The sequence below is a fragment of the Paenibacillus sp. FSL R5-0744 genome (assembly GCF_037972555.1).
Classification (GTDB): Bacteria; Bacillota; Bacilli; order Paenibacillales; family Paenibacillaceae; genus Paenibacillus_AQ.
In genome coordinates this window covers 5,633,797-5,660,660 of record NZ_CP150228.1, presented here as the reverse complement: position 1 = coordinate 5,660,660, position 26,864 = coordinate 5,633,797, and the positions used below count along the sequence as shown (strand labels likewise).

Sequence of the window (26,864 nt, the reverse complement as noted above, 5' to 3'; positions counted from 1 at the left end):
GGGAAAAGAATGGGCAATCGTATGAAATGGGTATCGCTTCTGCTGACTTCGCTGGTGCTTCTTCTCGCTGCCTGTAGCGGAGGGGGGAATTCTAACACTTCACCAAACACAAGCGAGAAAAATCTGAATACTGAGGTCACCACTGATGACGGCAGCGGGATTAAGCCCGTCACCTTCAGCTTCTATGGAAATTACGACTGGCTTACTACATCACCATGGGGGGATAATGAGGCGACAAAATGGATTCAAGAGAACCGTAAGGTTACTGTTGAACCGATTCAATCGGGAGGTGCGGCCGGAGAAAAACTCAACACGATGATCGTCGGTGGTGATTTACCGGATGTCATTTTTACTGACCGGGGATCCTCAGTGGAACGGCTGGTGCAGGCAGGGCAACTTGTTGCGCTGGATGATTACTATGACAAGTATCCGAACTTCAAGAAATATGTGAAGGAATCCACCCTGAATTTGCTCCGTTCAGATGACGGAAAAATCTATCAAATCCCCAACTGGTATACATCCGGGCAATTCGGCAACGGCGGATGGATGGTGAATAAAGATATTTATAATGAGCTCGGCAGACCGGCGCTGGAGACCTTTGATGATTTGTATCAATATTTACGCTTGGTGCAAGAAAAGTATCCGGATGTTGTACCTCTGGAGGTTGGCGAGAAGGGGGCAGGTCTGGAAATTATGTATGGCGGTTTTAAGGAGAACTCCACCAGTAAGTTCATTTCACTCATGGGATATCCGGAAGGCGACAAGCTGTCATCTATCTTGGACGATCCCGCTTACGAGGAGATGGTGCTGTATATCAATAAGCTCTATCGTGAACGGCTGATTACGCAGGATGCACTGCAGCAAACCCAGGATGCGGTCAAAGAAAAGGTCAATACCAGCCGGGTAGCGGTCATGGTCGAATCCAATATCACTACGTATGGAGCCGAGGGACACCGTGCACTGACTGCGAACAATCCGGACAGCGGTTATGAAATTATTTGGCCGATTCATAAAGCCGGACTAGACAAAACACAAGTGTTTGTAAGCGGTTTCGAGACGCTGGGTTGGAACGTCAGTGTCATTACAAAAAAGGCCAAGGATCCGGAGGCCATCTTCGCTTACTTTGACTGGATTACGGGTCCGGAGGGACAGAAGGTGCTTTTCTTCGGTCCTAAAGGCTTGTACTGGGATGAGGAGGACGCAGACGGAGCACCAATTCCGAACGAGAAATACAAGACGACTCCTGCTAACGAGCGTACCGAAACGATGAGAAAATTCGAGGACTTTAACTGGGCGGGTAATACGACCTTTATTGATACGGCGAAAATGAGCTTAGAGGCGCTGCTTTCCGCGAACCAGAAATCATGGGAGACAGTGGCGCAGTCCACGGTGACCTGGAAAACCGCGCTGGACATTACGGAATTTGTGAATACCGATCCGCTACCGGATACGGAGATTGGCATCATCGCACAGAATGTAGGGGATATTTATACCCTTGCTTACGCACAAATGGTTCAGGCGAAGTCGGATGAAGAGGTATTGTCAGCACTGGAGACAGCCAAAAAGAACACCCAAAAAGCGGGGCTGGATAAGCTGCTTGAGTTCAGAACCGAAAAATGGCAGGAGAATGTCAAGAAAATCAACGCGATGAAATAAGACTTTTATGAAATCTTATACTTGTGGAGGCGATATTATGGCATTTGCGCTGAGATCGAGATGCATAGCAATGTTAAGCTTCGTATTGGTTTCTTCGATAGTAGGTGGTTCCGTGCCGGCTAAGGCCGATGAGGAGAGTAATCCCCCTTTTGAAACGGAAGTTATTGTACGGACCGTAAACCAGTTTAAGAATACGGCGGATGTCCATAATTTCATCCAGCTGTCCACAAGCTACGGTGTCGATGTCATCAGCATGAACGTGAAGCAGGATGAAGATGATGAGGTTCCGTCTGGAAGTGTATTTTATCAGAGTGATATCGCTCCGATCGCGCAAGGCTACGAGAATTTCGATGCCCTGCAGGCTGTCATTACAGCAGCCCATGCTGCAGGAATTAAGGTTCATGCCTGGATTCCCCAGTTCCATGATCAGCAAGCCTTCCTTGCTCACGATGAATGGCAGATGCAAGCGCTGGTTAACGGGGTTCAGACTCCGTTCACAGGTTCTAACGGCAACGAATACTTCGTCAATCCGATTCACCATGAAGTGCAGCAGTATGAGCGTTCCATCATTCAGGAAGTGATCGAGAATTATGCTGTTGACGGTGTTGTGCTAGACTGGATCCGCTTCGACAATTACAACATGGACGTCAGTGATTACACGGCCCTGAAGTATCAGGCGCAGTTCGGATATTCCCCGCTCAGCATTGACTTCGATACGGATTCGCCTCAGCGTGAGCAGTGGAATGAATGGAGAACTGAACAAATTGGACAGTATGTGGGCGATATCCGTGAGGATATTTCCGAATCCTCAAATCCGGATGTGCAGCTAGGTGTGTATATTTTGCCGCCGGAATTTACAGAGGTTGGACAGAATCTAGCTAAATTCAAAGATGATATCGACTTTGTCGCACCGATGGCGTACTTTGATGACTGGGAGTTCAATAGTGATTGGGTATACAGCACTTCCTACGGCATCCTGAAGGATACGAGCGACCGGATCAGTGGCGGTGACGTGAAGATTGTAGCCACACTGGATAATGACTGGACTGATGATCAATATCAGGAGATTTACAAGGGAATCCGCGAGAATTATCCGGACGTGAAGCGCCTGTCGTTCTTTGCCTACGGGGCCTGGCCAGAAGATGAACTGGCCAATATCAAGGAACGTGAAACCTGGCCGACGCCAGGCTGGACGCCTCCGGTAGAACAAGACTATCCGGCTCAATTACCAGCAGGGTGGAAGGCTCGAAATATCGGTTCCATGCCGGGAAACGTTACCTACAATTCATCCAATAAGCAATATACACTCAGCAGCAGCTCTACGGATATTTGGGGAAATGGAGATCAACTGAATTATATATATCAATCCGTGAGCGGCAATGCGGAGATTAATGTTAAAGTGCAGTCCACTAGCCGATTGGACGGCTGGGCCAAGGCCGGCATTATGATTCGGGAGTCGCTGGGTCATAATTCGAAGCACGCAGATATGATGCTTACCCCCGAGAATGGGGCAACCTTCCAGTATCGTGCAGAGACCGCGGGCAATATGGTCGACCATACTGCGGCTGCCTCGGCTCCAAGATGGCTAAAGCTGACCAGAAGCGGAAATACCTTCAAAGGGGCTATTTCGACGAACGGGAATAACTGGCAGACGGTTGGAACTGTTCAGATCCCGATGAATCGTAAGGTGTATATTGGCATAGCGCTCAGCAATCCGGGGGATGATTCGAGGAATAAGGCCGTGTTTGGAAATGTGAAGGTTACGGATTAAGCCTAATACAATTACAACTATACATCATCATTCGCTTTATTTTTTATGGGCAAAGCAAAGATATCAGAGGCTTGATTTGTATTTAGACCTCCTGGAAAGCACCCGAAGCCTGGGGATTTGCTGTCAGGGAGAGAAAGAACGGATACCGGCTGACTTTGGAATCTGATGATGTAATATAATCGGCAGAACACAGTGCAAAGCAGATTGGGTTAGAAGACATTCATCTCCGAAATACGGGTGAATGTCTTCTTTCTTTGCTCATAGTGTTCTGAAAATGTCATTTATCGTGTAATACAAAGCATTAAGTTCTTCCATATAAACTGTTTTTATTTTGGTTTTATCAGGATTGTCACTTATCATTTCCATAAAGACATCAGGATCATTAATGATACCATTAAGACTTGCGCGCTTTAACAATTCTGCATCGGAAATATCATCCTTAAACGACAGTCTTAAGATTTCCATAGTGTCGTTTACTATACCTTTGAAATTCTCTTCTTCCCCAAAGAAAGTTGCAATCTTATTCAAAAAGTCTGCATATTTATCTGGTATTTTTGAATTTTCTGAAAAAAATATCATTTATATCTTCTCCCTATATTAATCGAATTTTTAAATAGTTTTAAGTAATTGGCCAGTCTGAAATCATCTAATTATTGTCAGAAACATTATAATTGGATTTGGAACAATTGGCGGTTAAAAATGATACAGTAGTACTGTTTACACAGATTAAGTGAGTACGATATATCGGAAATTCTAACTTGTTTCATAGAGTTAAGTTATAGTTGACCAATTCGAAAGCGGCGGAGGCTGGGGATGCTAAAGACAGTATCAGTTATTTTTAATGAGCGACCAAAAAGGTGGGGATTAAGAGGGGATCCATATCTTTGGGATGAGCTAGAGAGGTACTTTCAGGAAGTGAATTATCCATGTACAGGTGAGGAGTTTGCAGAGATATTCAAATACGCATTTGAGGAATTAACAGGAAGTAGCTTAGGTGATTTAGATAAACAAATCTATTGTGAGAAATACAGTCATGGTGGTATGTCCAGTGGGCATGTTTGTCTGGAGTTTTGGATTGAAGTAGCGATTCCATTGCTAATTGAACGATTGGAGGGATTAGCAATTTAAATTGGTGAACAATCGGATGCATCTCACCTTCCCCCCACCACCAATGTAATGTAAAAACTAAACGTTAAAGGCCGTTCACAGGTGGTTATGGAGCTGAAAATATAGCTGGCCATGTCTTCGAAAGTGATGCATATAAGCCTTCTTCACCCTTAGGGGTGTGGGAAGGTTTTTTGTTGTTTATGCATATTTGCTAAAAGAACATTCAATTGATAATCATTCTCAATACATATATAATGAATCCAAAGTAAGGGGAAGTAGGGATGAGCATGAAGCGTAGCGATGGTCTGAATGAAGCGGAAACGATTGATGCCCATAAGACGCTTAGATGCGAAGGGTTTAATATTACTTACCAGTTGGACGGAAGCCACTTTGAGATAAAACCACCGGTCGAGCTAGGGAAGGGTAGCTGCCAGAGCCTGCTTACTCAGCGTTATCTTCAAATGACGGATTTTGATCTCCAATTTAATCGGGATATTGAAGCGAAGGGCGAGTTTAGAACACCTCGTACGGAGCTGATATTCTGCATGGGACACGGAATTGAATGGGGGACCTCGCTGAAGCAGGACTATTTTGCCATAGATACAGGAGAAAGTGTGCTGCTTCACGGCGGAGTAAGAAGTGAAAATTGTATATACCTTAGCGGAGCGGGCTACAGATTCCTCAGCATAGATATGAGTCCGGCACAATTTGAGCGAATGACCAGCGGACTGACCGAGGATACACGGCTCCAAGCCGGAGGAGGAGCTGGGTTGTTTTTTGGCAAAAACGCAATCACACCATCTATCCGACTCATTCTGTCTCAAATTGCGGATTGTTCCTATAGTCAGGGTATGCGGGAACTCTATCTGGAGGGGAAAATGCTGGAGCTAATGGCTGTCTATCTCAATGAATCTTTATTTGAAGCTGATCGGATTTCCCACACAGTCAAGCTATCTAGAGATGATATGAAGAGCCTGCGACTAGCCAAGGAAATTCTGCAACGTGATTATTTACATCCACCGACGCTAGCAGGGCTCTCTCGCATTATTTGCCTTAATGAGTTCAAATTGAAGAAGGGCTTTAAGGAAATGTTCGGTTATACTGTCCATGCCTATGTGATCGAACAACGGATGCAAAGGGCACAGCAGCTGCTAGAACATGGAAATATGACGGTAAGTGAAGCAGCATCCAGAGTCGGATACGTGAATGTCAGCCATTTCTCAGCAGCCTTTCGTAAAAAATTCGGTGTGCGTCCTGGAGAGTATCTGATCAGTGGTAGACAGCGTTCTTTAGGAACAAGGATGTAAGCTCACATCGAAAACAGATGCTCCTGATTTGGTTGATTATAATCCCGGAAATGGTAGCAACTATGAAGAGCGTTCCTATACACTAGTGCACAGAGAATCATTCTCAGTGCACTTTTTTTGTGCGTAATTATAAAGAGTGGGGGAACAGCTGTGAGTAAAACCAAAACTGGCATGTCGAGACTGCTGGAGATTGCCGGAGAGAAGCGGGGCCTGCTGATCCTGTCTGGTGTATTGTCATCTGTCAGCGCCGTGCTAATGCTGGTACCATTTTTGTCTGTTTATTTCATATTGGCCGAGCTACTGCGGCATGCCGCATCTCCTGGACAGGTTGATGGTGATGCTATGATTCGCTGGGGATGGATTGCACTCGGCGGATTGATCGGAGGTCTGGTGACCTCGTATTGCGGTATTATGTGCTCACATATTGCGGCTTTTCGTATTCAGTATAATCTGCGTGTACGAATGACTGAGCATCTGGGCAGACTGCCGCTCGGCTTCCTGAATGGAACTTCGACCGGCGCAGTGAAGAAGACGCTGGAACAGAATGTCGACAAGGTGGAAAATTTCGTAGCGCATCAGCTCCCTGATCTGGTCAGCGCGCTGGCGTCTACGGTGCTGATGATTGTGGCGATGTTCTGGCTGAGTCCGCCGTTAGCTGTAGCCTGCCTTCTACCGATCCTCATAGGAATGGTTGTGCAGTCAGCACTTATGATGAGTAGTAAGGGGAAAACCAGTGTGAAGCAGTATCATGATTCTTTGGAGCAGATCAATGCTTCGGCGGTGCAGTATGTGCGGGGGATGCCAGCGGTGAAGGTGTTCGGGCAGACGGTGCATTCCTTCCGAAAGTTCTACAGTGATATGACCAGATACCGTGATTATTGTCTGGAGTTTACGGACCGTTATCAGTCAGGTTATGTTCTGTTCAAAACATTACTGGCCTCCTCGTTTACCTTTATTTTACCGGTGGGTGTCTTTATGCTAAGCGGTCGGCCGGCCTCCATGTCCTTTGCGCTTGTGCTGCTGTTCTTTCTAATTATGGCGCCAGGCGTATCATCTCCGCTTTATAAACTGCTTATGCTGGCTTCGAGCACTCGGGATATCGGCGAAGGCGTAGAGCGGATGGATCGTCTTTTGGCACAGCAGCCTGTACCAGAAATAGCAAAGCCGCTATCACCGCAAGCTTTCGACGTTGAATTTATGGACGTAACCTTCTCCTACAATGAAGAAGAGGGGGCTGCGGCTGCGCTCAGCGAGGTCTCTTTCCGGGCAGAACAAGGGAAGGTTACAGCGCTGGTTGGACCGTCAGGTTCAGGTAAATCGACGGTGGCCAGCTTGGTGCCGCGGTTCTGGGACCCGCAAGAGGGTGCGATCCGTATCGGTGGAGTGGATATCCGTCATATGGCGATTCATGAACTGATGAATACAGTTGCCTTTGTATTTCAGGAGACCTTCCTGTTCTATGACACTTTGTATGAGAATATTGCCGTCGGCAAACCGGGAGCCACGCTGGATGAAGTTCAGGCTGCAGCAAGAGCTGCGCAATGCGACGAGTTCATCTCTCGGCTTCCGCAGGGATACGATACGTTAATCGGTGAAGGTGGCGTCTATCTCTCCGGTGGTGAAGAGCAGCGTATTGCGGTAGCCCGGGCTATCCTCAAAAATGCACCGGTACTTGTACTCGACGAAGCGACTGCTTTTGCCGACCCGGAAAATGAGCATCACATGCAGCTGGCACTAACGGAGCTTATGCGCGGGAAGACGGTTATTGTTATTGCTCACAGACTCTCCTCTATTCGTGAAGCCGCACAAATTCTGGTACTGCGAGATGGGCAAATCGTGGAGCGCGGAGATCACGATAGTTTGATTGATCTCAATGGACTTTACACTCAAATGTGGCATGCCTACAGTGACGCTGGAGATTGGCATTTGGAAAAAGGAGGGGAACAGCTATGAAGGTATTGCACAATATTACTGCTGGCAAACCGCAGCAGCTGCTGAAGCCTGTACTTTTTTCCTTACTGGCTAACATAGTTAGTGTGCTTCCGTTTGCGCTTGTAATTGAGGCGGTACGGTTGATTTTTGCTCCTTATATTACGGTGGGTGCAGAGCTTCAGATAGAACGGCTTTGGTGGATTTGCGCGGGACTAGCTGCTGTTATGGTACTGATGTTCCTGAGCGAGATCCCCGCTTACCGCACTGCATACCGCGGGGCTTACAATGTTGCGGCACAGGGACGGGCGGAATTAGCAGAACATCTGCGTAAGCTTCCGCTAGGCTACCTGACGCGCCGGGATCCCGGTGATCTGGCCAATATGATGATGGGCGATTTCACGCTGGTTGAGACAGGAATTTCACATCTGCTGCCACAGCTTGCAGGGGCTTTTGTACTGCCGATATTCGCACTTGCGGGTTTACTATTCCTCGACTGGCGGATGGCGCTTTCCATGTTCGTGGCACTGCCGGTTGCCCTCCTAATTATGTACCTGTCAGGCAGACTGCGGCGCAGATTAGGGACGAATCATATGAAAGCGAAACTGAACGCCGCGAATCGGCTACAGGAGTATTTGAATGGTATTCGGGTGATGAAAGCCTACAACCTGACGGGAGAACGCTTTGTCCGTCTGGATAGCTCTTTTCGAACTTTGATGAAGGAAAGTGTGAAGCTTGAAGGGATATTCGGACCGGTCATTCTAACGGCTATGGCTCTTCTTCGTGCGGGTCTGACCTTAATGGTATACGTAGGTGTACATCTATTGTTAGGCGGGGAGCTCGGTATTTTGCAGCTGGCGGTATTCCTTATTGTCGGCACACGCATCTATGATCCACTGACGACGGCGCTCGCCAACTATGCTGAATTCCGGTACAACGAACAAGCGGGTGAACGCATCGTAGACCTGCTTCGCCAGCCGGTAATGACAGGGACTACAGCTCCACTTCCCGATAGCAGTACCATTCGCTTTGACAATGTTACCTTCAGCTATGGAGGTGAGCCTGTTCTCAAACAATTAAGCATAGAAATGCCGCAAGGTTCATTGACTGCAATCGTGGGTCCCTCCGGCAGCGGAAAGAGTACAGTGCTGCGTTTGATCTCGCGTTTCTATGATCCTGACGAGGGAAGTGTTCTGCTAGGCGGACGCAATATTAAAGATATTGATCCAGAACATTTGCTAGGGTCTGTGTCGGTTGTGTTTCAGGATGTGTATCTGTTCCAAGATACCATTGGAAACAACATTGCCTTTGGGCGGCCGGGCGCGTCGCAGCAGGATATTCAACAAGCAGCAGAAATGGCCCGTTGCCATGATTTCATTATGAAATTACCGCTAGGTTATGACACGCCGGTAGGCGAGGGTGGCAGTACGCTTTCCGGAGGGGAGAAGCAGCGGATCTCCATTGCTCGTGCGATTCTTAAGAACGCTCCTATTGTATTGCTGGATGAGGCTACTGCATCGCTTGACCCGCAGAATGAAGCCGAAATCCAGAAGGGAATTGATGCGCTGATTACGGGCAGAACCGTTATTGTTATCGCGCATCGGCTGAAAACCATACGAGGTGCAGACAACATTATTGTGCTGGAAGATGGCCGACTGGTGGAGCAGGGACGACATGAAGCCTTACTACTACGAGGCGGATTGTACGACCGTCTCTGGAAGCTGCAGCAGCAATCCGTCGGATTCCGCATCACATCATAGGAAACTTCATTCACGCTTTTAGGAGGCAAACGTATGGTTATCACAAAGGATGAATCTACCTGAAGCCATCTAAATATAAAGACGAAGCCATTTATGGCTTCGTCTTTTGTAGGTTTACATACCCTTTTAATCCTAGAGAATAATGTCCTTTTTACAAATGAACTATTGCACCGAAAGTACAGTCTCCAGCTCAGGGATATATTCCTTGACCATATTGTTGTCTTCCCAAAGTCTCTTAGTCCCAGCTGGAGCTTGACCTTCGGAAACGACTAAGTACGGTTTGATGGTTACGGTACTCGGTATAGTCTTGAAGGGTTCAAAACGAACATTATAAGATTCGCTTAAGGGGTGAGCACCGATGGGCTTCAGTTGAACACCATGTTCATCCACAATGTCAAACTGAAGAGCGATGACGCCCCCGTTAGCAACCTTATATTTCGAAGGGACAGAAGCGAGCATTTCTTCTACGCTCTGGCCAGGTTTGGTTTTGTACTCAACGGAGACCTGCGTTGTGATTGGGGTGATTTCCACCTTACTGATCTGCAAGTTAATGTTATCGTGATGCTTGGTTTCCTCTGAAGTTAGAGCGGTAACGGGCGTTGAATTTGTAACGGGCAGAACGAATTCGAACGGGACATCGTAACCCTTTAACGTTACATTTACAGTCAAGTCAAATTGATCAGGGAACTGGACAGAATGGTTTGAGCTAGTAGTGCTGGTAACATCAACCATTAGGCTGGAAGCAGTCTCACCGTCCATGAATTCATAACCTGCGTTCAGAGATTGGCCTTTATAGAGAACCTCTAACGTATCCACCGCCCCTTTATTTGCATCGGAAGCCGGCGAATTGGGCTCCGAAGCCAGACGGTTTCCAGGAGTGGTTATGTTCATAAGAATTCGGGTCCCGTCAAATAACAACGTTGGAATATTCATAGTAACATTGCCATGGGTCACGCTTTGGTTTACGTTTGTGATGAAATCTTCGGCTTGTTGAACACCGGGATCTCCGTTGTTTTCGCCCCATAATGAATAGATTTGTCCCAGAACCGGAATTTGCTTGAGTGCATCAGCCATTGCGGGCGATACAAAGCCGGAAGCAAGGACTGTAACTCCAAGAATTGCAGCGGCTGCAGTGGAAATCAACCATTTATTAAAAGTTTTAGATACATTTTTCTTTTTCTGAACGGGGGAAATGGAATTATCGGTTTCCCTGATGATTTGGTAAGTCTCATTCAGCTTGGAGCGGGCAATATCCGATAACTGATCGGGAAGCAGGCTTTGGCAGTTCTTTAATTGTTCTTCTAACTTAGTGTTTACCATGTCGCAACTCCATTTCTTGATTAAATTGAGATGAATGCTTTAGCTTTTTGCGGGCGCGATGCAGCCGGGTCTTCACGGCTACCGTAGAAATTTCGAGAATGTCGGAAATTTGACTGATCGGCATGTCCTGTAGGTAATGAAGGTGAATGACAATCCGTAGATTCTCCTCAAGATGTTGAACGGCATCCCATATTTCGATTTTCTCATAATCCTTGGAAATGGAAGGGACTTCGGGAAGCTCTCCATAAGGGAGGGCTCTTGCGTTGTTTTTGATCATTTTGTTGCATTCATTAATCAGGATCCGGAAGATCCACGTTTTGAAAAAAGCGGGCTCTCTGAGTGTATGGATGGACTTAAAGGCTTTAAGCATCGTCTCTTGCAGGGCATCTGCACAATCCTCGTCTTTGTTGACGATGGACCTTGCAGTTCTATACAGAGGTAACTCTATCTCTTGCATCAGCTGCACGAATGCTTCAGAGTCCCCAGCTTTGGCTTTGACGACAATAGGATTAATATGCAAAGATTTACCTGCTTTCTTGACTAAAAGTCTTAGGATATTCGTAACGTTACTTAAATATTAGATCGGGTAGGTAGCTAGAAGGTTACAACGAAAGTAAACCTAAGATATCGGGGGACTGCACCGCTTGGGCAAATCAGCACACATGGGATTCTCCAAGCATTCTGGACTCACAAAATAATGTAGTATCTGGTGGGGCAGTTTTGCTTACTAAAAGCAAAAGCCCCCTCCGCCGTTTTGGCGGAAAGGGCCAGTCGTCCATGTTATTTGGTATTTTTATAAATGTTAGGTTTGTTTATTCAACATTATCTTTAAATTTTCTATTTCTCTCTTATAAAAATCAACGGTCTTACCCTCTGTGACTTTCCAGTCCCTTTCTAGCAGCTCAATTATTTCGTGATGCTTTTCAATAGACTTATCATATTCCCCTTTTATTATATATATATGAGAAATGGCTTCAAATGCATCTGTATACTTTGGACTTGGCTGTAGTTCGTAACCTTTGGAATAGTATTCTATGGCTTCGTCGTACCTGCAAAGTTTAGCCATACAGTCTCCTCTGGAGGACCATGCAAGCCAATCCTCAGGATACAAATCAGTCATTTGCTCCCAGAGAGCCAGCGCCTGAGAAAGGTTGCCCTCTTCCTTGCATATCAGCCCTCCATATTTTTGATATAAATGACCAGGATGGATTTGGTTCAATTGTTCCAGAATTTCTTTTGCTTCAATACATCTGCCGTCTGCGATTAAGTAGTTCATAAGCCAAACATAAGCCTGCCAGTAATCCGGGTGATTCGGCACGAAATTCTTATAATACGCAATGAGTTTATGGTGATTTGAAAAGTTCCAATCAAAAATGATTCCATTCTCCGCATCTCGCAAGGCATTATGATTACTTTTGCTGTCCGGAGCTAATAGCAGCGCATCCTTAGCATAATGGGAAGCCAATTCACGGTGCTCATCTGAACGATGAATGTGTAACTGAGCTAGCAAGGTGAGGGATGGGGATTTTTTTTGCGCATCATTTATTTTTCCTTTTAAAAATTGTTCAGCATAGTTAAAATCGTCTTCGGATATAAAATGTTCAGTACTAATCATATTTCCAATTCGTTCTAAATGGGTATCATCGGTTAATGCAAATAATTCATCAATTGTAACACCAAAAATCACGGATAAATCAGGAAGAATTTGAATATCAGGCATGGTTACATTATTTTCCCACTTAGATACTGCTTGGGATGACAGATTCAGTTTTGCTGCTAGTTCTTCCTGAGTCATTTCTTTTTGTAAACGAAGAGTCTTTATTTTTTTTCCTATCTCAACATTCATTTGGATAACCTCCAATTCGTATCATTTCGACTAGTCAATTGAATTATAACTTTTAGTATAAAATATCCTCAATGACCGCTTGGTTAAGCGAATTAACCTATCAGGTTACCTTGTAGGACATTGGTTCAATTTATAAGAAGGGCGATTTGAGATTTATCGACAATTCTCCTCTGAGGGTTGGAGGCGACGGAATGTAAAAAATTTACTTGTGATCTCGATTTTCTTTCTCAAGGTTGCGGAGCATATCTTGTTATGACATACTCGTCAGCAAATGGTTCACTAAGTTAAACGATTGAACGAAACGAAAGCGGTGAGAATCATTAATAAACAGCAACAAGTCGAAGTCATCAAAGACGATTTCAAGATGTGTCAGAAGGTCTTTTTAGCTATTGGTAATGAGACAAGACAATCTATTATTACTGTACTTATGGAGACTACCTGTACGAACGGGTTACGCGTAGGTGAGATTACTGAAAAAACGCATCTATCACGACCTGCTGTCTCCCATCATCTAAGAATCTTAAGAGAAGCTGGAATTATAATGGTGAGGGAAGAAGGCTCTAAAAATTATTATTTTATGGACGTTAGAACAAAATTAGGAGTGTTAAAAAATCTTATAAACCATCTCGATGAATTTATGGAACAATATTATTAGAATTGGAGGTTTCTTAATGAAAGCGATGATCATTGAAAAATACGGGAAAAGTCCTCTTCTAATGGCAGACATTCCAACTCCTTCAGTAGGTGATTATGATGTGTTGGCAGAAATCCATGCAGCGAGTATTAATCCTATCGATTTCAAGGTGCGGGATGGCAAAACTCGTATGTTGTTGAAATACGATATGCCGCTTGTGTTAGGAAATGATTTTTCAGGTATAGTCACCAAAGTAGGAAACAAAGTAACTAAATTCAAAATAGGCGATGCAATATACGGACGGCCAAGAAAAAATAGAATTGGAACTTTCGCAGAATATATATCCATACATGAGGACGATATAGCCTTAAAGCCACAAAATCTTTCTTTTGAGGAAGCGGCGTCAATCCCATTAGTCGGGCTTACATCCTATCAAGCATTACATGATATATTACAGCTATCGGCAGGGCAAAAGGTATTGATTCAAGCTGGTTCGGGCGGCGTTGGGACCTTTGCTATCCAGCTTGCTAAAGCGATGGGAGTTTATGTAGCTACAACTACTAGCGATGCTGGAGCTAATCTGGTCAAATCTCTTGGGGCCGATCAAATAATCAATTATAAAACAGAACAATTTGATAAGGTCTTACAAAATTATGATGGAGTATTCGATACGATTGGCGGAGAGACATTAGAAAAGGCTTTTAAAATAGTCAAACCAGGCGGACAAATTGTATCGGTTTCTGGGCTGCCCAATGCACGCTTCGGAGTTGAATATGGGTCTGGTTTTATAAAAACGAGTCTTTTTCGATTGGTTACTCGTAAGCTAACAAAATTAGAAAAGCAATATAATGCCAAATACAGCTTCTTGTTCATGAAACCAAGCGGGAGACAATTGGAGATCATTTCGGAGCTTATAGAAGCAGGGAAAATAAAGCCTGTAATTGATCAAATATTCTCTTTCGAAGAAGCTCAGAAGGCGATGGAGTATTCTGAATTGGGCAGGGCAAAAGGAAAGATCGTATTAAAGATAAAGTGATAGGGAATTTAACCCCACTCGTAGAATATAACTACTTGTGCCAAGAAAGGAGAATTTCGATGTGTTTTCACTGTTATAGGAAGATAAGAATCCGCCACCTCTCCGAAACCAACGTGTTAAAGTAAGATACTACACAAATCATATGGGGTGTACCGGATGAAGATAAATAATAATTATTTGAAGGAACAATTAAAACATGTTTACTGGCTTAATGGGGGGCCTTGTGCTGGGAAGACTACCATGACCAAGAAATTTGTAGAGGAGCTAGGCTTTCAAACATTGGGGGATGATGTCTTAAAATACAGACCATTCACTAGTCCTGTTGAATACCCTGCCCTTCAATTTCCTAATCCTGATTTGGATTGGAATAAGTGGTTCAATAAACCTGTAGATGAGCACTGCCAATGGCTATTTCAAATCGTCGAAGAGATGATGGACTTCTTTATCATTGATTTGTTAACAATGCCTAATGATAAACCAATAATAATTGATCTAGGAATAATGCCTGAGCGTATACTACCTTTTATTCCAAAAGAGAGAATGGTTTGTTTTTATACGTCCGACGAAGAGATAGAGAGATTATATTACTTTAGAGAAGATCATAAGATGATTTTAGATTGTATTAACGCCTACACGATAAATCCAGAAGAAGCGATTAAACACGGTAACAAATCTATGGTTAAGTTCTCCAATGAGATTAAGACTGCTTGTAATAAAATGGGGATCAAAACCGTTGAAAGAATACCAAGTATGAGCGTGGAAGAACAATTTAGGTTAGTTAGAGAACATTTTGGATTGTAGAGATAACCAAAAGGCAGATCTATTACAAAGACCCCTTCCTTGTTTAGGAGGGGGTTGTCTTTATATATTGGTGTAAATTTTAATATAAGTGCAACCCATCCTAAGAATTCTCTACTATATAGATAAGAGTGTTTAAAAGGAGAAAAACGAATGGAAGACCAAGGAATAATCCACCTATACTTACAGCGTTCACAGCAAGCCATTTTAGAGACTAAAAATAAATACGGGGCTTACTGCAGAGTCATTGCAAGAAACATTATTTCGAATTTCTCGGATGTTGAAGAGTGTGAGAACGATACATACTTAGCGGCATGGAATGCGATACCGCCTAATCTGCCTAGGAATTTTTCGGTATTTTTAGGGAAGATCACCCGTAATATTGCGCTTGATAAGTATGGTTATAACACAGCGAAAAAGCGTAATCGTGAGTTTGAAGTCATTCTAACGGAACTAGAAGAATGTCTAGCTTCGCCTGATACTGTAGAAACAGAGTATGAAGAAGGTGAGATCGCAAACTTAATAAATCAATTTTTATATGGCATAGATGAGCAAGCGAGAAACATATTTATTGGAAGGTACTGGTATTCCTATTCAATAGATGAGCTTTCTATGAGATTTAATATGAGTAGTAGTAAAGTGAAATCCATATTATTTAGGACAAGAAATAAACTTCGAGTTCATCTAGACAAAGAGGGGGTTAACCTATGAAAAAAGAAGATTTATTTAAGGAGATCGGACTCATTGATGAAAACTTAATTGAAGCGGCTGGGCACAATGGAACAGAGAAAAGGAAAAAAGGAATTTCTAAAAAGTGGGTTATTTTGGTTGCCTGTCTTGTCCTATATAGTTCAACCGCTTCAGCTTTATTAGCAACAGAATATTATAAAAATCAAAATTCAGAGCCTTACATACGTTATTTAAATGCTGAAGACATGGAGTTAGAGCCTGCTACTCAATATGATGCGGAAAAATTTCTACATGCTTTAAAAAGTGATAATAATGAATATGTATATATTGCTATTAATAGGCTGGTAGAAAGCTTTAATGATCCCACGTTGAGAGTAAAAGCGTTAAAAGAACTTCAGCCATTTATAAAAAATGAGAATCAAAAAATCGCTGATGCGGCTGCTTTTGCCGTAGATATTTTGTCGAAAAGTTATCGGAGCCCTTATATTGTTAAGCTAGCAGATGGAAGTATGATATTTACGTTGTTTAATAATTATTCGGACTATGGAAGTCAAAATGTCATTTGGAGAATAAAAGACAATGTGCTTAAAGAATATTTAAGTTTTTCTGCACCATCTATGTATATTACAAAAATGATCCCTTCTCCAAATCATAAATTAATTGCGATCGTAACATGCTCTAATAAAAGTAATTTCGTTCAAATTAGCAATATTGAAGAGGGAATGACAAGTCCAGAGTTAATAGAATCTGCAAGAGTCAAATATGGTGCACAAAAAGAATTAGATACATGGATTCGCACCGATCATGAGAATTATAGCTATGCTGATAACCTGGTGTGGAAAGACAATGATACATTAGTATTTGAAGGTTCTCTTGCCTACCAGAATACTGAGATTATTGAGAATGTTACAGTGAAATATCAGTTTAGTAAAAAGATAATAGAAGTAAAAGAGAAGGGGTTGTGACCATCGGATAAACGTACTTTTATTTCTTGTCCACATTTATACCTTACCAAAACGATGGAATTGCATTTAATGAATAATATCGATAATAAGGGAGGTTTTGAGGATGGGAAATAGAAAAGCTGGCGGTTATGACCCCGTACAGATCGTTAACTCCACATCGTTTAATGCATTTGGAAAAGTTGAATATGCATCCATCTTATGTAGTGATGACAATTATAATGTTCAGCGTGATGAGACTTGGAAAGCTTCTAGCCGTGGAGTCTGTTTGGTGACTAGAATCACTGCAACGGTTAGAACGCCGAGTGGAAATATTCAAGCGGAACCTTATACGTCTTCCGGCACTTCTTACAGCCAGTTTGCCATTATACAGGTAGGGGTAAATAAGTTCCAAGTGACGCGTGTTGTAAGTAACAAAAGACGTAAGTAAAATTGCAAGCGGGGTATTATCAAGGATAGGCACCAAGCATGAAAAGACGACAGACCAAAGATAAGAGGCTGGTCGTCTTTTTTTCGTTCTAATGTTTCTTATACCATAATATTCTGCGATGCATTGAGGAATCTTTCAAGAGTCGGAATGGGCGTAAGTCCGGTTGATAATTGCCTTCAATGATCCAAATCCGGCAGTTCCTGTCGATGCCTATATCGAACCCGACTTGTCTAAGCTTGGGGTAACGCTCTCCCAGTCGTGTGGCTGCCAATAATGCGATCTGTTCCGCTTTGATAAGCAAGCTCCGATCTCCGATTCGGGCTAATTTGAGTGCCTCAAGGACTGGAATGGTGCGGCTAGCCACATTCGTGACTAGATATCCTTGCTCCGCAACTTTCGCGTATGAACCTGTCACGTTCCAAGTGGATGAAGTGCTCTTTTGTCGCTGAACCATTACCCGAATGTCGAATGGCTTGTGTTGAATTTGGGCAAGCTGCAGACGCCTTTGGACGATATATCCACGACCTCTATTTTTTTTACGGAACAATTTAAATAACTTATCGCTGTCTGTCATGGTGAAAGCTTTCTTTTCGTTATGAATACGATAGGCGTTTGCACCGTTTCGTTTAATGAACAGGATATCCCTTCCGTAACTCCCGTTGCGAGGTTTCAATACGACGCTTTGATAGTGAAGCAGCATATTCGTTAATGCGTTCTTCTTAAGCAACTGTGTCTCTGGCAGCCGTCCGGCGAGAAAGGAGCCTTTGCGAAGGATGCGATATTGCAACCATTTGTCTCTTTTGATTAACATTAGAATCACAGCCTTTTTCAATCTTCTACGGTAATTCTAAGTCAAATTAGGAATCAGCATAAGTGGATATTCGTCCATATTTATGAGCCGAAGCAGGTGAAAAAGGCTTTTAGGCGGCTTAATTTCATTACTGTTCAGCTTCGGCTGGGCGCGGATTATTTATTGGCATTCGCCCAAACACTCTTTCCGCGAATGCATATGATGATTGTGCCTACTCATTGAAAGGAGTGATAACATATGGGATTTTTTCCAACGCCGGGAAGCGGCCAATTCCCAGGGTTTCCGGGTGGACCAGGTGGATTTCCTGGGACTCCGGGACCTCCAGGAGCTGCACCGGGAGGCGTTCAAGCGCCGACGGCACCTCCACCGCAATTCGTACCGCAAATGTCGGCCACCGCATTTGCCATCGACCCCGGTGCGATCAGAGGCTGTTTGTTCCGCAACACATACATTTGGCTGAACAACGGCGAGCAATTCTGGTTCTTCCCGGTATTCGTCGGGCGTAATTCTGTTGCAGGGTTCAGATGGTTCGGTCTCTTCTGGGGGTACTTCGGTATTGATCTGAATCGGATTCGCTCGTTCACCTGCTTCTAAGGCAGACAGCGAAAGAGAACAGTCTGGGGGCTGTTCTCTTTGGGGGTCTTTTATGGATTCATATCCTGGTATTTGTCGATATACAGACTCCCGTCCAATTGGAGCTCTGCGTAAAATACTTGATCTAAAGAATGAATGTTGGCTTTCTTTAATTGTTGGTTGAGCCAGACAACGGAGACATCTATTTTATTAAGATTCTTTTCTACGATTTTACCATCAACGATAAGCTCAGTTGGGATATTGTGAATAGGTGCAACATTTACTTTTATATCTTTTTTTGTTGCAGGCAGCAGTTCTTCTTTTACCAACACGCTAAGTTTACCGTCAGGTTCCAGAATTGCAAATTCGACTTCTTCGGGTGAGAAGACATCCTTATTCCGAAGCAACATGCTTAAATCGTCGATGTTGAGGTGCTGCTTAGCTAATGCCTCTTCCAGAATCTTGCCTTGTTTGACGAGAATCGTAGGTTGGCCGTCGAGAATCTCACGTGCTTTGACAGAGCGCAGTCCGATCAATGCAACGCTGAACGCCAAGAGTGACCATAAGACCAAGCTAGATATTCCTTGCAGCAGCGTGATTTGTCTGTTGACGATAATTTCCGCAGTGGTGGAGCCGAAGGTGATCCCTGTTACATAATTGAAAAACGTTAGATGTCCGACTTGTTTTTTACCGAGAAGACGCGTCAAAACGAGTAGAGCAACGAAAGACGTTGCCGTACGAAATAGAATTTCTCCATATGTCATATGCTGAGCCCCTTCTTGCATAACAGATAGTCTTAAAGTGACCCCCATTTTCCTCGCTTATACTTGTTAAGTGAAAGGAATCGAATGAACATGAACGGCTGGACGAACGTTTAGATAGGACATGCCGTTATGTTTTTAGTTAGAAACTGACAAAAAAGTATCCTGACTTTATAATTGTTTTATATATCCAAGTTGTGTCGCTGATCAGGAGGACGGAATGCAATTTCAACCAATGTATTATGACGGGGAATTATTACTACCGATGATTGAATTAAATATGACATTGAACCAATCGGTTGCCATTATAACGGACTTGAAGCGAAAGCAGCTTTTAATGAATCAATTGGTGGACCATTCTCAATATTATATATTTCGGGCTGGGCAAAGCGAGTATATGCGTTTAACGGTGGAAGAGCTAATTACTTTTCTTATCCAAGTAACGGAGAGGAATGAGCGTGCCGAGTTGTTAATGGATTATTTTGTTCTAAAAGAAGAACGGAAGGTGAGGATCAAGGATCTAAGCTCATCGAAAAGGATGAATGTGACCTTGCTACGTGTTTTTTTGCGCATCAGCCTACACTTGTACTGGAGGAACCTTATTTTTACTTGGAAGAGGAGGATCGTCGTCAATTCAAACGGATTCTGGATGATCTTTCGCAAGAAAAGCAGATATTGATTTTAACTTCGAATTTAGAGGATGCCCTTATTTCCTGTGATACCATTTATCGGTTGAACGAGTCCGGATTTCATCCATTGGATATTCGGGACATCGAAGAGGATAAGCAGGAATTACGGAAACAAGACGAGACCAATATAACCTTGCAGAAGATCTCAACCAAAAGAAATGACAAAGTGATTTTATTTAATCCGCCTGAAATCGATTTTAGCCCCCATAAATATGAACGCCACAGGGAGTATAGATAATGAGGCTTCAAGCAACGTCTTGGAGAATAAACCGCAAATCGTCCCGGCTGCAGTGTACAGAATAATCGAAAGAATGATTACTGCCACAAACGCCCATATATTAGCTGGCTCATAGCACCATGGGGAACGTTACTAGTGGATGATTTTCCTATCTTCAAAGTGCTGGAGTACGTACCAAGCACTCAACTTGTGTATTTCTTAGAAATAAGCATTATAAGCTTTACGACGGGAGATTTATTAAAACCCCTCCTCATTACCTTGGCATGGACGGTTGTGCTAACAGTAGTGTCTGTCATTTTGTATCAGCGGCGGTTGAAGGACGAGTAAGGGAGCTCTGAAGGGACTTTAGCCAGCCTTCGATGGGTCTTTGGTAGGGTCGAAACAAGCGGCCGACTGAGACTATATGACGATTATTCTCTAATTGAGGCTGTGATGTTGTCATGACGGGGCCTGCTGGGTAATAAAGATGATTAGAACTTTCAAATTTGGCTGAATTTGGATTGGTAGCCATGGAAACGGAGGGAAAGATCATGGCGGCACAGACAGTATCAGGCATCAGCTCCGTACAGACCATTGCGGCCTACGGCGGTACACAGAGTGATGTCAGTTCCCTGGAGAAACAGCGGAACCGGCTGATGATGGAACTGGATAAAGTAAACGCGGCACAAGGAAGTGAGATGCAGACTCCTTATCGCCGAGAGCAGCTGCAGCGGCAAATCCGGCTGCTGGAGTCCCAACTCGTACAGAAAAGCGGGAGTAGCGCCCCCGTAAATTTTGTACCGGCTTCTCCGCTTCAAGATCACCTCCCCCTCTCGCGGATTGAGTGGAAGGGAGGCCTCAAGGGCATCGGTCTGACCGATCCCCGGACGGCGACGGTGAACTCGGAGGGCCATTTCGACGCGTTAATTTAGGCAAGAGAGAGAAGGTGCGAAAAGCGTCCGGTGATGAACCGGCTTTTCGCACCTCTTTTTTGAATGCGCGGTGAACCGTATCTTAAGTAGCGGCAAGTTTCTCCTAGGTACCCAGCAAAACTGTGCATGAGATGTCGGATGGATGCCGACGATACTTGCTATATTGTTAGTGAAGGGAGGTCATTCGAATGGATTTGCTTGCAAATCTGAACGGGGCTCTACAATACATTGAAGAGAATCTTGCTGATGATATAGACCTGAAGGAAGCGGCGAGGTTGGCTTGTTGTTCCGAATATCATTTTTCTAGAATGTTCTCATTTCTTGCAGGCATCACGCTATCAGAATACATCCGTCGGAGACGCCTGACATCTGCGGCATTTGAGCTTCAAGCTGGAGAATTAAGAGTTATGGATGTGGCGGTGAAATATGGATATAGCTCAGCAGACGCATTTTCTAGAGCTTTCCAAGGCTTGCACGGTATTCCGCCCTCTTCGGTAAAGTTGCATGGCCCTTCATTAAAAGCCTATCCGCGCTTGACCTTTCAATTAACGATTCAAGGGGGAAGTGCAATGAACTATCGTATCATTGAAAAAGAGTCATTCTGTATCGTAGGCATTACGAGAAGGGTACCTATCCAATTTAATGGCGTAAATCCGGAAATCGCATCTATGTGGAAAAGCTTAACTAGCGATGACATCGACCAGCTCAAAAAGCTCTCGAATGTCGAACCTCAGGGACTGATTCAAGCATCGATGAATTTTTCTGAGGGGAGAATGGAAGAAAAGGGGGAACTTGACCATTATGTTGGCGTTGCTACAACCAAGGAATGCCCCAAAAATTTAACGAAACTAGATGTTCCTGCAGCAACATGGGCTGTATTCGAAGCCGTTGGATCATTCCCCGATACATTGCAAAATGTCTGGGGACGCATCTATTCTGAATGGTTCCCTACCGCTAATTATGAGTTGGCAAGAGGCCCGGAGATTTTATGGAATGAGAGTAAGGATATATCTTCACCCACCTTCAGAAGTGAGATTTGGATACCGGTTTTGAAAAAATAATAAACGGTGATTACTATTGTACTTCTGATTTGTCAGGCCATCCCATCGAAGGATGGCCTTTTTTTGTTGTGGGGGATGGTTTGTAAAGTTGAGATTGACCCTTATTTTTACATATGAGAGAATAATGGAAATTTAAAAATGAAAGGAAAATAATGTATGAGCAATCTTTTCCGATTCATTCCTATTAGTCAACTAGCAGATAAATTTCCGGAAGGATCTTGGTGGGCGAAGTTTTACCAGGATTTCAGTGACGAGCAGCTAGCCGCTTATTATGAAGGGGATTTGACGCTGCCTTCTCTTAATCTGGATTGGGAGCAGGCTTTCCCGCAACAAAAAGAGGTAATCATCATTTTTATCGATGGGAATTTTACTGTAGAGAATCTCTATAATAAAGAAACAGATGGTGCCATAGGGCTTATGGTAACCGGTAATTTGAATGCGAAAAATATAGCTGTAGGCGGTCAGGAAATCTATGTTTCGGGCAATCTGATGGTTGAGGAAATATTGTGCGGCACCTACAATCATGGGGAAACAATTGTTATAGGTGATCTTAGCGCTGCGGTTTTAGTTCAGGATGACGAGTACAGCATCAAAGTAGACGGGCAGAAATCTATTGCATGCTTAGTAAATGTATGGGAGGGAGACGGCGTATTTCAGGAGCTTCCGGTGGACATTCATGAGGTGTTGATTGATGAAGTTTTTCTGGATATGGATGAGGAGGACATGGAATTTTCCTTTTGCACGCTGGTGAATGTTATTGTAGAAGGGCGTTCCGCATTGAAAAAAGTAAATGAACCCCTCAAGAGAAAGAAACCTGTTCATTTATATTTTACCCATAACACGATCAATGAGGAAAATATATTGAAATTGACTCAGTGTATTTTAATGACGGATGACAAACCATCTTTTGATTTTCAGGAGCAAGGCGTATTTTTCAAAGTTCAACTGGAGCATATTGATGCAGACGGGGATGAGCGGGATCTCAGCGTTTATATGAAAGATCACCGGCATCACTATTATATTTGGCTGGAGCAAGATCATTCCATCGGTTTGTTGAGGAGAACCATAGATGAAGGGTCTGAGTGGGAGGATATTACAGAAGAGTCTCAGGAACAGCTAGCGGAGATTAGCGATTGCTGGACTATGCTGTTGACCTGTATTAATATGGCTGAGCTTTATTTACGAAACATTGAGGTCCAATATGTGCAAGACATTTTGCAACACACTGTAATTCAGGAATTATATTCGGAAGAGGAGGAGGATGACGGGTTCTGGGACGGCTCAAAATATTACAGCTTCCGTAAAGCGCATACGGACGAGGACGGAGACTACCTGCATGCCCGGATTGAAATCAAGACTCCTGATGAAGCGTATTATTTTTATACAGTGGATCATGGAACTTATGTCTCTCGGCATTATCAGCCGCCCAATCAATATGGCAAACAGGACATGTCTTTTTTGGACCTTAGGCGCTGGGAGGCATCAGAGCAGTATTTTACAAGATTCAAGCAATTTATTGATCAGAAGATAGAGTTTGGTGTAAATAGTTAAGCTTGATGACGTTCTAAGAGGTGAATTTTGTCGTCAAGGAGGTCACGCATCACGCATGGCAACAAATCTTCCACCTTGGAGACCAGCATGGCTGAAACAACAAAACAGGCGAGAAGGAAGCACCAGCACTTCCTCCTCGCCTGTTTGTGTTCATGTATTTTGCCTAGGGTTTATCCATTTTACTCCGGTGTTCCTTGGGTTACCCCATGGATATACGTTAAGGTCGGGGAATCGACGGCCCCTAGCCCCGGATTATAGGTAAAGGAGTACTCGATGGTATCCCCGTGTTGCAGGTTATTTACAGGGTAGGTATAGTTACCATTCCCTGCCGGGGTCATGGCTACGTTTAGCTGCCCTATTTCGATTTTCAATACCTACATCCCATCTGGTAGAATAGGGAAAACCATATTTCTCTATATTCTAGTAACTTGATTATAAGCTTTGGGAGGTAGACCATGGACAAAGAACTAACCGCACAGCTGACACAGTGGCATGAAGATGATGAACACCAGAAGATTGTAGACACCCTGATGGCGATTCCTCCAGAGGACAGAGATTACGAGGTAGTCAGCAGTCTGGCAAGAGCGCATAACAATTTGGGACGTTATGAAGAAGCGCTTGGACACTTCGCGATAATTGCGGAACAGGGGCAGAATGACCATCTGTGGCATTTTCGTGTGGGATATTCCTACTATTATTTGAATCAATATGAGGAAGCGGTGAGAGTGCTGGGTATTGCCCATGACCTCGATCCGGATGATGAGAATACGGTCATGTTTTTGAAATTCAGCCAGCGCAAGCTACGCAAAGAACAGCACGCCGCAGCCAGACAGGCAATCAGAGAGCAACATAATGATTCGGGGACGACTGCCACTCCTTTTGAAGGGATGGACCTCTCCGAATTTTGGAAAGATAGCGATTATGCGCTAAAAGAATATGTTTCGGCCCCGCCTACGGATGAGCTGATTGCTTCTGTAGAAGAAGAACTGGGTTACAAGCTTCCTGCCTCTTATATCAGTCTGATGAAGCAGCACAATGGGGGAGTGCCTTATAATACCTGTTTTCCTACGGAGGATGCGACCTCATGGGCTGAGGATCATATTGCGATTACGGGCATTATGGGCATCGGACGTGAGAAAAGCTATTCACTCTGCGGCGATCTCGGCAGTCCGTTTATGATTGAGGAGTGGGGATACCCTGACATTGGCGTGGTAATTTGCGATTGCCCTTCGGCAGGTCATGATGTCGTGATGCTGGATTACCGGAATTGCGGGGAGGACGGTGAACCCGAGGTGATTCATGTGGATCAGGAAGATAATTATGAGATTACGTTTCTGGCCCCAGACTTCGAGACGTTTATACGCGGCCTGGTGAGTGATGAAGAATACGACACCTCTGAAGAAGATAAAGAGGAGGATTTGCGCAAAGTAGCCGTAGGCCAATTCTCGCCTTTGCTTGCGAAGCTGTGCAGCCATGTGTCTGAGGTAGATCAGCTTGAGCAGAAGATCCGTAGAGTCTGTACCCGAATCGTAGAAGAGAAGGGACACTTTTCCTTTCATGCGGATGAGCTTTCTACTCTGATGTACGATGTGCAGTTCTGGCTGTACACAAGCTCTTATCCAAATATGAGCCGTCAACAATATCTGGATGTATATGAGGAAATGATCGCTTTTGGCGGCGAGTTCGGTCAAGGCGGGTATGCTCCGGGCTGGATCAGCGACTGGCTGGATGGGCGAATACGGGAAGGGCTGATTGTTCAGAAAAACGGGGTACTTTGCTTCACGGATCAAGCCCGCTCTGAGGTCATTGCACGGCTGGAAGCAGAATCCGCAGAAGAGGACGTTGCCCCTTTTATACTCGTGGATCAGCAAGGTGGAGGCATGTCTGTCATTCTAAATGTGGGTAGCTACCGATCGGAAGTGTTCGAGGCCCGGGCAGACGAAGGATTTGAAGGTAACGGGTACGATTGGGCTTCTTTGGCGGCTGTGTTTGTGAACGAATATATGCCTGAATGGGTAGATACGATTCATTTTGACCCGGAAGCGGATATGTTCTGTGCTTATTCGGAGAATAGCGAAGCTATTAAGCAGTTCGCGGTGCGGTTGAAGCAGGCCTGTGAAAATGAGACGTTGATCCGGGATCTATTCTCCCGCGCGGAGCTCGATTGATCACAACAGTATTCAGGGGCTCGTCACACAGAAGGTTGAGAGAAAGCGTCAGGTAGGAATCCGTTTCAAGGTTTGTTTTCGATGGTACCAATATATGGATGATACGGTTTTTAGCTGACCGTCAGCATCTGCTGCAAGGATGAAGGCTATAAGTCTTGGCCGATTTGCAGCAGATGCTCTTTTTTAGAAAGTTACGGGCATAGATTTGAACATGTGAAGTGGATTATTTTTGATATAATATAGTTAAAATTTTAGTTATTGTATTCTATTGATAGGGAATAATGAGAGAAAAGGAGAGATGGAAATGACGTATATCGTTGATTTTAAAAATGTGTCTACGGTCGGAGTAGAGTCTTCACCTGTAGCAGAAGCGCTTGCTGGTTTACGTGCGAATGAAGCTCGTTATTTTATGAACAAGTACAAGCATGAATTTACAGTTGTCCCAGCTAGCGAAAGCCAGGAAAACCTTGATTATGTGAGCCGAATTTTAAAAGAAGAACGTAATATTGAGTTTGCGGCAAAACCTTTAGAAACATCGCGTTTTCAAGTGGAAAATATTAAATTCACTTATGTCTTTTATGAAGATGGACTTGAGGTTAATGTCATGTATACGGTTGATGATCCTAAGAAGCGAGCCGTTGGTTTTAAGCTTTCTGAGGGGATGGAGATACCAAAGGAGTTAGAAGAGAAGTTTAAATTTGCTAGGCAAAAGTCTAAACTAGCCGGTACAATCCGTGGCTCGTATTTTGTAATCAAAGGAGAGTACTAAAGGAGTAAGAATAATACAAGCCTCTATTCCGAGTGGCGGGATAGAGGCTTTATTTATTTGCTATCTGCATAAGCCAAGTATCTTAA

At 44.0% G+C, this 26,864-nt stretch carries 27 protein-coding genes and 1 pseudogene; 21 read left to right on the top strand and 7 right to left on the bottom strand.

Going from position 1 to position 26,864, the window contains the following annotated elements; translation table 11 throughout:
- Positions 1-9 precede the first annotated feature (9 nt).
- Complete coding sequence (locus tag MKY19_RS25020) at positions 10-1,656, top strand: extracellular solute-binding protein (RefSeq protein WP_339798410.1); 1,647 nt, start codon at positions 10-12, stop codon at positions 1,654-1,656.
- 7 nt (positions 1,657-1,663) lie between these two features.
- Positions 1,664-3,427, top strand: coding sequence for a family 10 glycosylhydrolase (locus MKY19_RS25015; protein WP_339798408.1), 1,764 nt, complete (start codon positions 1,664-1,666; stop codon positions 3,425-3,427).
- A gap of 258 nt (positions 3,428-3,685) precedes the next feature.
- Here MKY19_RS25015 and MKY19_RS25010 read toward each other — a convergent pair whose 3' ends face one another.
- The gene (locus MKY19_RS25010) at positions 3,686-4,006 is read right to left on the bottom strand and encodes a hypothetical protein (RefSeq protein ID WP_042191436.1); all 321 of its coding nucleotides are present in this window, start codon (positions 4,004-4,006) and stop codon (positions 3,686-3,688) included.
- Positions 4,007-4,240: 234 nt separating this feature from the next.
- Between MKY19_RS25010 and MKY19_RS25005 the strand changes: the two genes are divergently transcribed.
- From MKY19_RS25005 to MKY19_RS24990, 4 genes are all read left to right on the top strand, one after another.
- On the top strand, positions 4,241-4,555 hold the full coding sequence (locus MKY19_RS25005) for a hypothetical protein (RefSeq protein WP_042191434.1): 315 nt from the start codon (positions 4,241-4,243) through the stop codon (positions 4,553-4,555).
- Positions 4,556-4,815: 260 nt separating this feature from the next.
- Complete coding sequence (locus tag MKY19_RS25000) at positions 4,816-5,841, top strand: AraC family transcriptional regulator (protein WP_339798406.1); 1,026 nt, start codon at positions 4,816-4,818, stop codon at positions 5,839-5,841.
- A gap of 171 nt (positions 5,842-6,012) precedes the next feature.
- Complete coding sequence (locus MKY19_RS24995) at positions 6,013-7,794, top strand: ABC transporter ATP-binding protein (RefSeq protein ID WP_339804501.1); 1,782 nt, start codon at positions 6,013-6,015, stop codon at positions 7,792-7,794.
- Positions 7,791-9,530: an ABC transporter ATP-binding protein gene (locus MKY19_RS24990; RefSeq protein WP_076285995.1), complete on the top strand. Its 1,740-nt coding sequence runs from the start codon at positions 7,791-7,793 to the stop codon at positions 9,528-9,530. The genes MKY19_RS24995 and MKY19_RS24990 overlap by 4 nt, the downstream gene beginning before the upstream one ends.
- A 162-nt stretch (positions 9,531-9,692) precedes the next feature.
- Here the strand turns inward: MKY19_RS24990 and MKY19_RS24985 are convergent, their stop codons facing one another.
- From MKY19_RS24985 to MKY19_RS24975, 3 genes are all read right to left on the bottom strand, one after another.
- Positions 9,693-10,850, bottom strand: a complete 1,158-nt coding sequence (locus tag MKY19_RS24985; protein WP_339798403.1) for a DUF4179 domain-containing protein — start codon at positions 10,848-10,850, stop codon at positions 9,693-9,695.
- Positions 10,837-11,370 (bottom strand): sigma-70 family RNA polymerase sigma factor, encoded by a 534-nt coding sequence (locus tag MKY19_RS24980; protein ID WP_339798401.1) that lies wholly within the window; start codon positions 11,368-11,370, stop codon positions 10,837-10,839. Before MKY19_RS24980 ends, MKY19_RS24985 begins: the two co-directional genes overlap by 14 nt.
- A 282-nt stretch (positions 11,371-11,652) precedes the next feature.
- Entirely contained in the window at positions 11,653-12,696 is a 1,044-nt protein-coding gene (locus MKY19_RS24975; RefSeq protein ID WP_339798399.1) for a helix-turn-helix domain-containing protein, read from the bottom strand.
- A 310-nt stretch (positions 12,697-13,006) separates the two neighbouring features.
- Between MKY19_RS24975 and MKY19_RS24970 the strand changes: the two genes are divergently transcribed.
- The 6 genes from MKY19_RS24970 to MKY19_RS24945 all read left to right on the top strand — a co-directional run bounded on the left by MKY19_RS24970 (position 13,007) and on the right by MKY19_RS24945 (position 17,246).
- Entirely contained in the window at positions 13,007-13,351 is a 345-nt protein-coding gene (locus MKY19_RS24970) for a metalloregulator ArsR/SmtB family transcription factor (RefSeq protein WP_143759553.1), read from the top strand.
- A 16-nt stretch (positions 13,352-13,367) separates the two neighbouring features.
- Complete coding sequence (locus tag MKY19_RS24965; protein ID WP_339798397.1) at positions 13,368-14,366, top strand: NADP-dependent oxidoreductase; 999 nt, start codon at positions 13,368-13,370, stop codon at positions 14,364-14,366.
- 156 nt (positions 14,367-14,522) lie between these two features.
- Complete coding sequence (locus MKY19_RS24960; RefSeq protein WP_339798395.1) at positions 14,523-15,167, top strand: hypothetical protein; 645 nt, start codon at positions 14,523-14,525, stop codon at positions 15,165-15,167.
- 150 nt (positions 15,168-15,317) lie between these two features.
- The gene (locus MKY19_RS24955; protein WP_339798393.1) at positions 15,318-15,875 is read left to right on the top strand and encodes a sigma-70 family RNA polymerase sigma factor; all 558 of its coding nucleotides are present in this window, start codon (positions 15,318-15,320) and stop codon (positions 15,873-15,875) included.
- Positions 15,872-16,819, top strand: coding sequence for a hypothetical protein (locus MKY19_RS24950; RefSeq protein ID WP_339798391.1), 948 nt, complete (start codon positions 15,872-15,874; stop codon positions 16,817-16,819). Before MKY19_RS24955 ends, MKY19_RS24950 begins: the two co-directional genes overlap by 4 nt.
- Positions 16,820-16,922: 103 nt before the next feature.
- Positions 16,923-17,246, top strand: a complete 324-nt coding sequence (locus MKY19_RS24945; protein WP_339798389.1) for a hypothetical protein — start codon at positions 16,923-16,925, stop codon at positions 17,244-17,246.
- Positions 17,247-17,334: 88 nt separating this feature from the next.
- Here the strand turns inward: MKY19_RS24945 and MKY19_RS24940 are convergent, their stop codons facing one another.
- A complete protein-coding gene (locus tag MKY19_RS24940) occupies positions 17,335-18,057 on the bottom strand; it encodes a YheC/YheD family protein (protein ID WP_339798386.1) in 723 nt (240 codons plus the stop codon).
- A 237-nt stretch (positions 18,058-18,294) separates the two neighbouring features.
- Between MKY19_RS24940 and MKY19_RS24935 the strand changes: the two genes are divergently transcribed.
- Positions 18,295-18,651, top strand: coding sequence for a collagen-like protein (locus tag MKY19_RS24935; RefSeq protein WP_339798384.1), 357 nt, complete (start codon positions 18,295-18,297; stop codon positions 18,649-18,651).
- A 50-nt stretch (positions 18,652-18,701) separates the two neighbouring features.
- On the opposite strand, the gene MKY19_RS24930 is transcribed toward MKY19_RS24935, so the two are convergent.
- Positions 18,702-19,394 carry a DUF421 domain-containing protein gene (locus MKY19_RS24930; RefSeq protein WP_339798382.1) on the bottom strand — a complete coding sequence of 231 codons (693 nt, stop codon included), beginning with the start codon at positions 19,392-19,394 and terminating at the stop codon, positions 18,702-18,704.
- A 217-nt stretch (positions 19,395-19,611) separates the two neighbouring features.
- Between MKY19_RS24930 and MKY19_RS24925 the strand changes: the two genes are divergently transcribed.
- From MKY19_RS24925 to MKY19_RS24905, 5 genes are all read left to right on the top strand, one after another.
- Positions 19,612-20,070 carry a hypothetical protein gene (locus tag MKY19_RS24925; RefSeq protein ID WP_339798380.1) on the top strand — a complete coding sequence of 153 codons (459 nt, stop codon included), beginning with the start codon at positions 19,612-19,614 and terminating at the stop codon, positions 20,068-20,070.
- A gap of 383 nt (positions 20,071-20,453) precedes the next feature.
- Complete coding sequence (locus MKY19_RS24920; RefSeq protein WP_339798378.1) at positions 20,454-20,645, top strand: hypothetical protein; 192 nt, start codon at positions 20,454-20,456, stop codon at positions 20,643-20,645.
- 203 nt (positions 20,646-20,848) lie between these two features.
- A complete protein-coding gene (locus tag MKY19_RS24915; protein ID WP_076286012.1) occupies positions 20,849-21,229 on the top strand; it encodes a FlxA-like family protein in 381 nt (126 codons plus the stop codon).
- 188 nt (positions 21,230-21,417) lie between these two features.
- Entirely contained in the window at positions 21,418-22,290 is an 873-nt protein-coding gene (locus tag MKY19_RS24910; RefSeq protein ID WP_339798376.1) for an AraC family transcriptional regulator, read from the top strand.
- Positions 22,291-22,446: 156 nt separating this feature from the next.
- A complete protein-coding gene (locus MKY19_RS24905; RefSeq protein ID WP_339798374.1) occupies positions 22,447-23,841 on the top strand; it encodes a hypothetical protein in 1,395 nt (464 codons plus the stop codon).
- Between the two features lie 179 nt (positions 23,842-24,020).
- Here the strand turns inward: MKY19_RS24905 and MKY19_RS24900 are convergent, their stop codons facing one another.
- Entirely contained in the window at positions 24,021-24,212 is a 192-nt protein-coding gene (locus tag MKY19_RS24900) for a hypothetical protein (RefSeq protein ID WP_339798372.1), read from the bottom strand.
- 84 nt (positions 24,213-24,296) lie between these two features.
- On the opposite strand from MKY19_RS24900, the pseudogene MKY19_RS24895 reads away from it, so the two are divergent.
- The 3 genes and pseudogenes from MKY19_RS24895 to MKY19_RS24885 all read left to right on the top strand — a co-directional run.
- A pseudogene (locus MKY19_RS24895) lies at positions 24,297-25,658 on the top strand (SMI1/KNR4 family protein); the annotation flags it as partial.
- Between the two features lie 42 nt (positions 25,659-25,700).
- On the top strand, positions 25,701-26,009 hold the full coding sequence (locus tag MKY19_RS24890; RefSeq protein WP_256721739.1) for an immunity 51 family protein: 309 nt from the start codon (positions 25,701-25,703) through the stop codon (positions 26,007-26,009).
- 304 nt (positions 26,010-26,313) lie between these two features.
- Positions 26,314-26,778 (top strand): hypothetical protein, encoded by a 465-nt coding sequence (locus tag MKY19_RS24885; protein ID WP_042191399.1) that lies wholly within the window; start codon positions 26,314-26,316, stop codon positions 26,776-26,778.
- The last annotated feature ends 86 nt before the right edge of the window (positions 26,779-26,864 follow it).

What these genes read in the sequence shown, in the direction of transcription:
- MKY19_RS24910 (WP_339798376.1), top strand. Translation starts at nt 21,418, where the DNA reads ATGGATTTGCTTGCAAATCTGAACGGGGCTCTACAATACATTGAAGAG.
- MKY19_RS24885 (WP_042191399.1), top strand. Translation starts at nt 26,314, where the DNA reads ATGACGTATATCGTTGATTTTAAAAATGTGTCTACGGTCGGAGTAGAG.
- MKY19_RS24995 (WP_339804501.1), top strand. Translation starts at nt 6,013, where the DNA reads ATGTCGAGACTGCTGGAGATTGCCGGAGAGAAGCGGGGCCTGCTGATC.
- MKY19_RS25020 (WP_339798410.1), top strand. Translation starts at nt 10, where the DNA reads ATGGGCAATCGTATGAAATGGGTATCGCTTCTGCTGACTTCGCTGGTG.
- MKY19_RS25005 (WP_042191434.1), top strand. Translation starts at nt 4,241, where the DNA reads ATGCTAAAGACAGTATCAGTTATTTTTAATGAGCGACCAAAAAGGTGG.
- MKY19_RS24960 (WP_339798395.1), top strand. Translation starts at nt 14,523, where the DNA reads ATGAAGATAAATAATAATTATTTGAAGGAACAATTAAAACATGTTTAC.
- MKY19_RS24945 (WP_339798389.1), top strand. Translation starts at nt 16,923, where the DNA reads ATGGGAAATAGAAAAGCTGGCGGTTATGACCCCGTACAGATCGTTAAC.
- MKY19_RS24985 (WP_339798403.1), bottom strand. Translation starts at nt 10,850, where the DNA reads ATGGTAAACACTAAGTTAGAAGAACAATTAAAGAACTGCCAAAGCCTG.
- MKY19_RS24955 (WP_339798393.1), top strand. Translation starts at nt 15,318, where the DNA reads ATGGAAGACCAAGGAATAATCCACCTATACTTACAGCGTTCACAGCAA.
- MKY19_RS24915 (WP_076286012.1), top strand. Translation starts at nt 20,849, where the DNA reads ATGGCGGCACAGACAGTATCAGGCATCAGCTCCGTACAGACCATTGCG.
- MKY19_RS24950 (WP_339798391.1), top strand. Translation starts at nt 15,872, where the DNA reads ATGAAAAAAGAAGATTTATTTAAGGAGATCGGACTCATTGATGAAAAC.
- MKY19_RS24930 (WP_339798382.1), bottom strand. Translation starts at nt 19,394, where the DNA reads ATGACATATGGAGAAATTCTATTTCGTACGGCAACGTCTTTCGTTGCT.
- MKY19_RS25010 (WP_042191436.1), bottom strand. Translation starts at nt 4,006, where the DNA reads ATGATATTTTTTTCAGAAAATTCAAAAATACCAGATAAATATGCAGAC.
- MKY19_RS24905 (WP_339798374.1), top strand. Translation starts at nt 22,447, where the DNA reads ATGAGCAATCTTTTCCGATTCATTCCTATTAGTCAACTAGCAGATAAA.
- MKY19_RS24925 (WP_339798380.1), top strand. Translation starts at nt 19,612, where the DNA reads ATGCAATTTCAACCAATGTATTATGACGGGGAATTATTACTACCGATG.
- MKY19_RS24935 (WP_339798384.1), top strand. Translation starts at nt 18,295, where the DNA reads ATGGGATTTTTTCCAACGCCGGGAAGCGGCCAATTCCCAGGGTTTCCG.
- MKY19_RS24940 (WP_339798386.1), bottom strand. Translation starts at nt 18,057, where the DNA reads ATGTTAATCAAAAGAGACAAATGGTTGCAATATCGCATCCTTCGCAAA.
- MKY19_RS25015 (WP_339798408.1), top strand. Translation starts at nt 1,664, where the DNA reads ATGAAATCTTATACTTGTGGAGGCGATATTATGGCATTTGCGCTGAGA.
- MKY19_RS24975 (WP_339798399.1), bottom strand. Translation starts at nt 12,696, where the DNA reads ATGAATGTTGAGATAGGAAAAAAAATAAAGACTCTTCGTTTACAAAAA.
- MKY19_RS24965 (WP_339798397.1), top strand. Translation starts at nt 13,368, where the DNA reads ATGAAAGCGATGATCATTGAAAAATACGGGAAAAGTCCTCTTCTAATG.
- MKY19_RS24990 (WP_076285995.1), top strand. Translation starts at nt 7,791, where the DNA reads ATGAAGGTATTGCACAATATTACTGCTGGCAAACCGCAGCAGCTGCTG.
- MKY19_RS25000 (WP_339798406.1), top strand. Translation starts at nt 4,816, where the DNA reads ATGAGCATGAAGCGTAGCGATGGTCTGAATGAAGCGGAAACGATTGAT.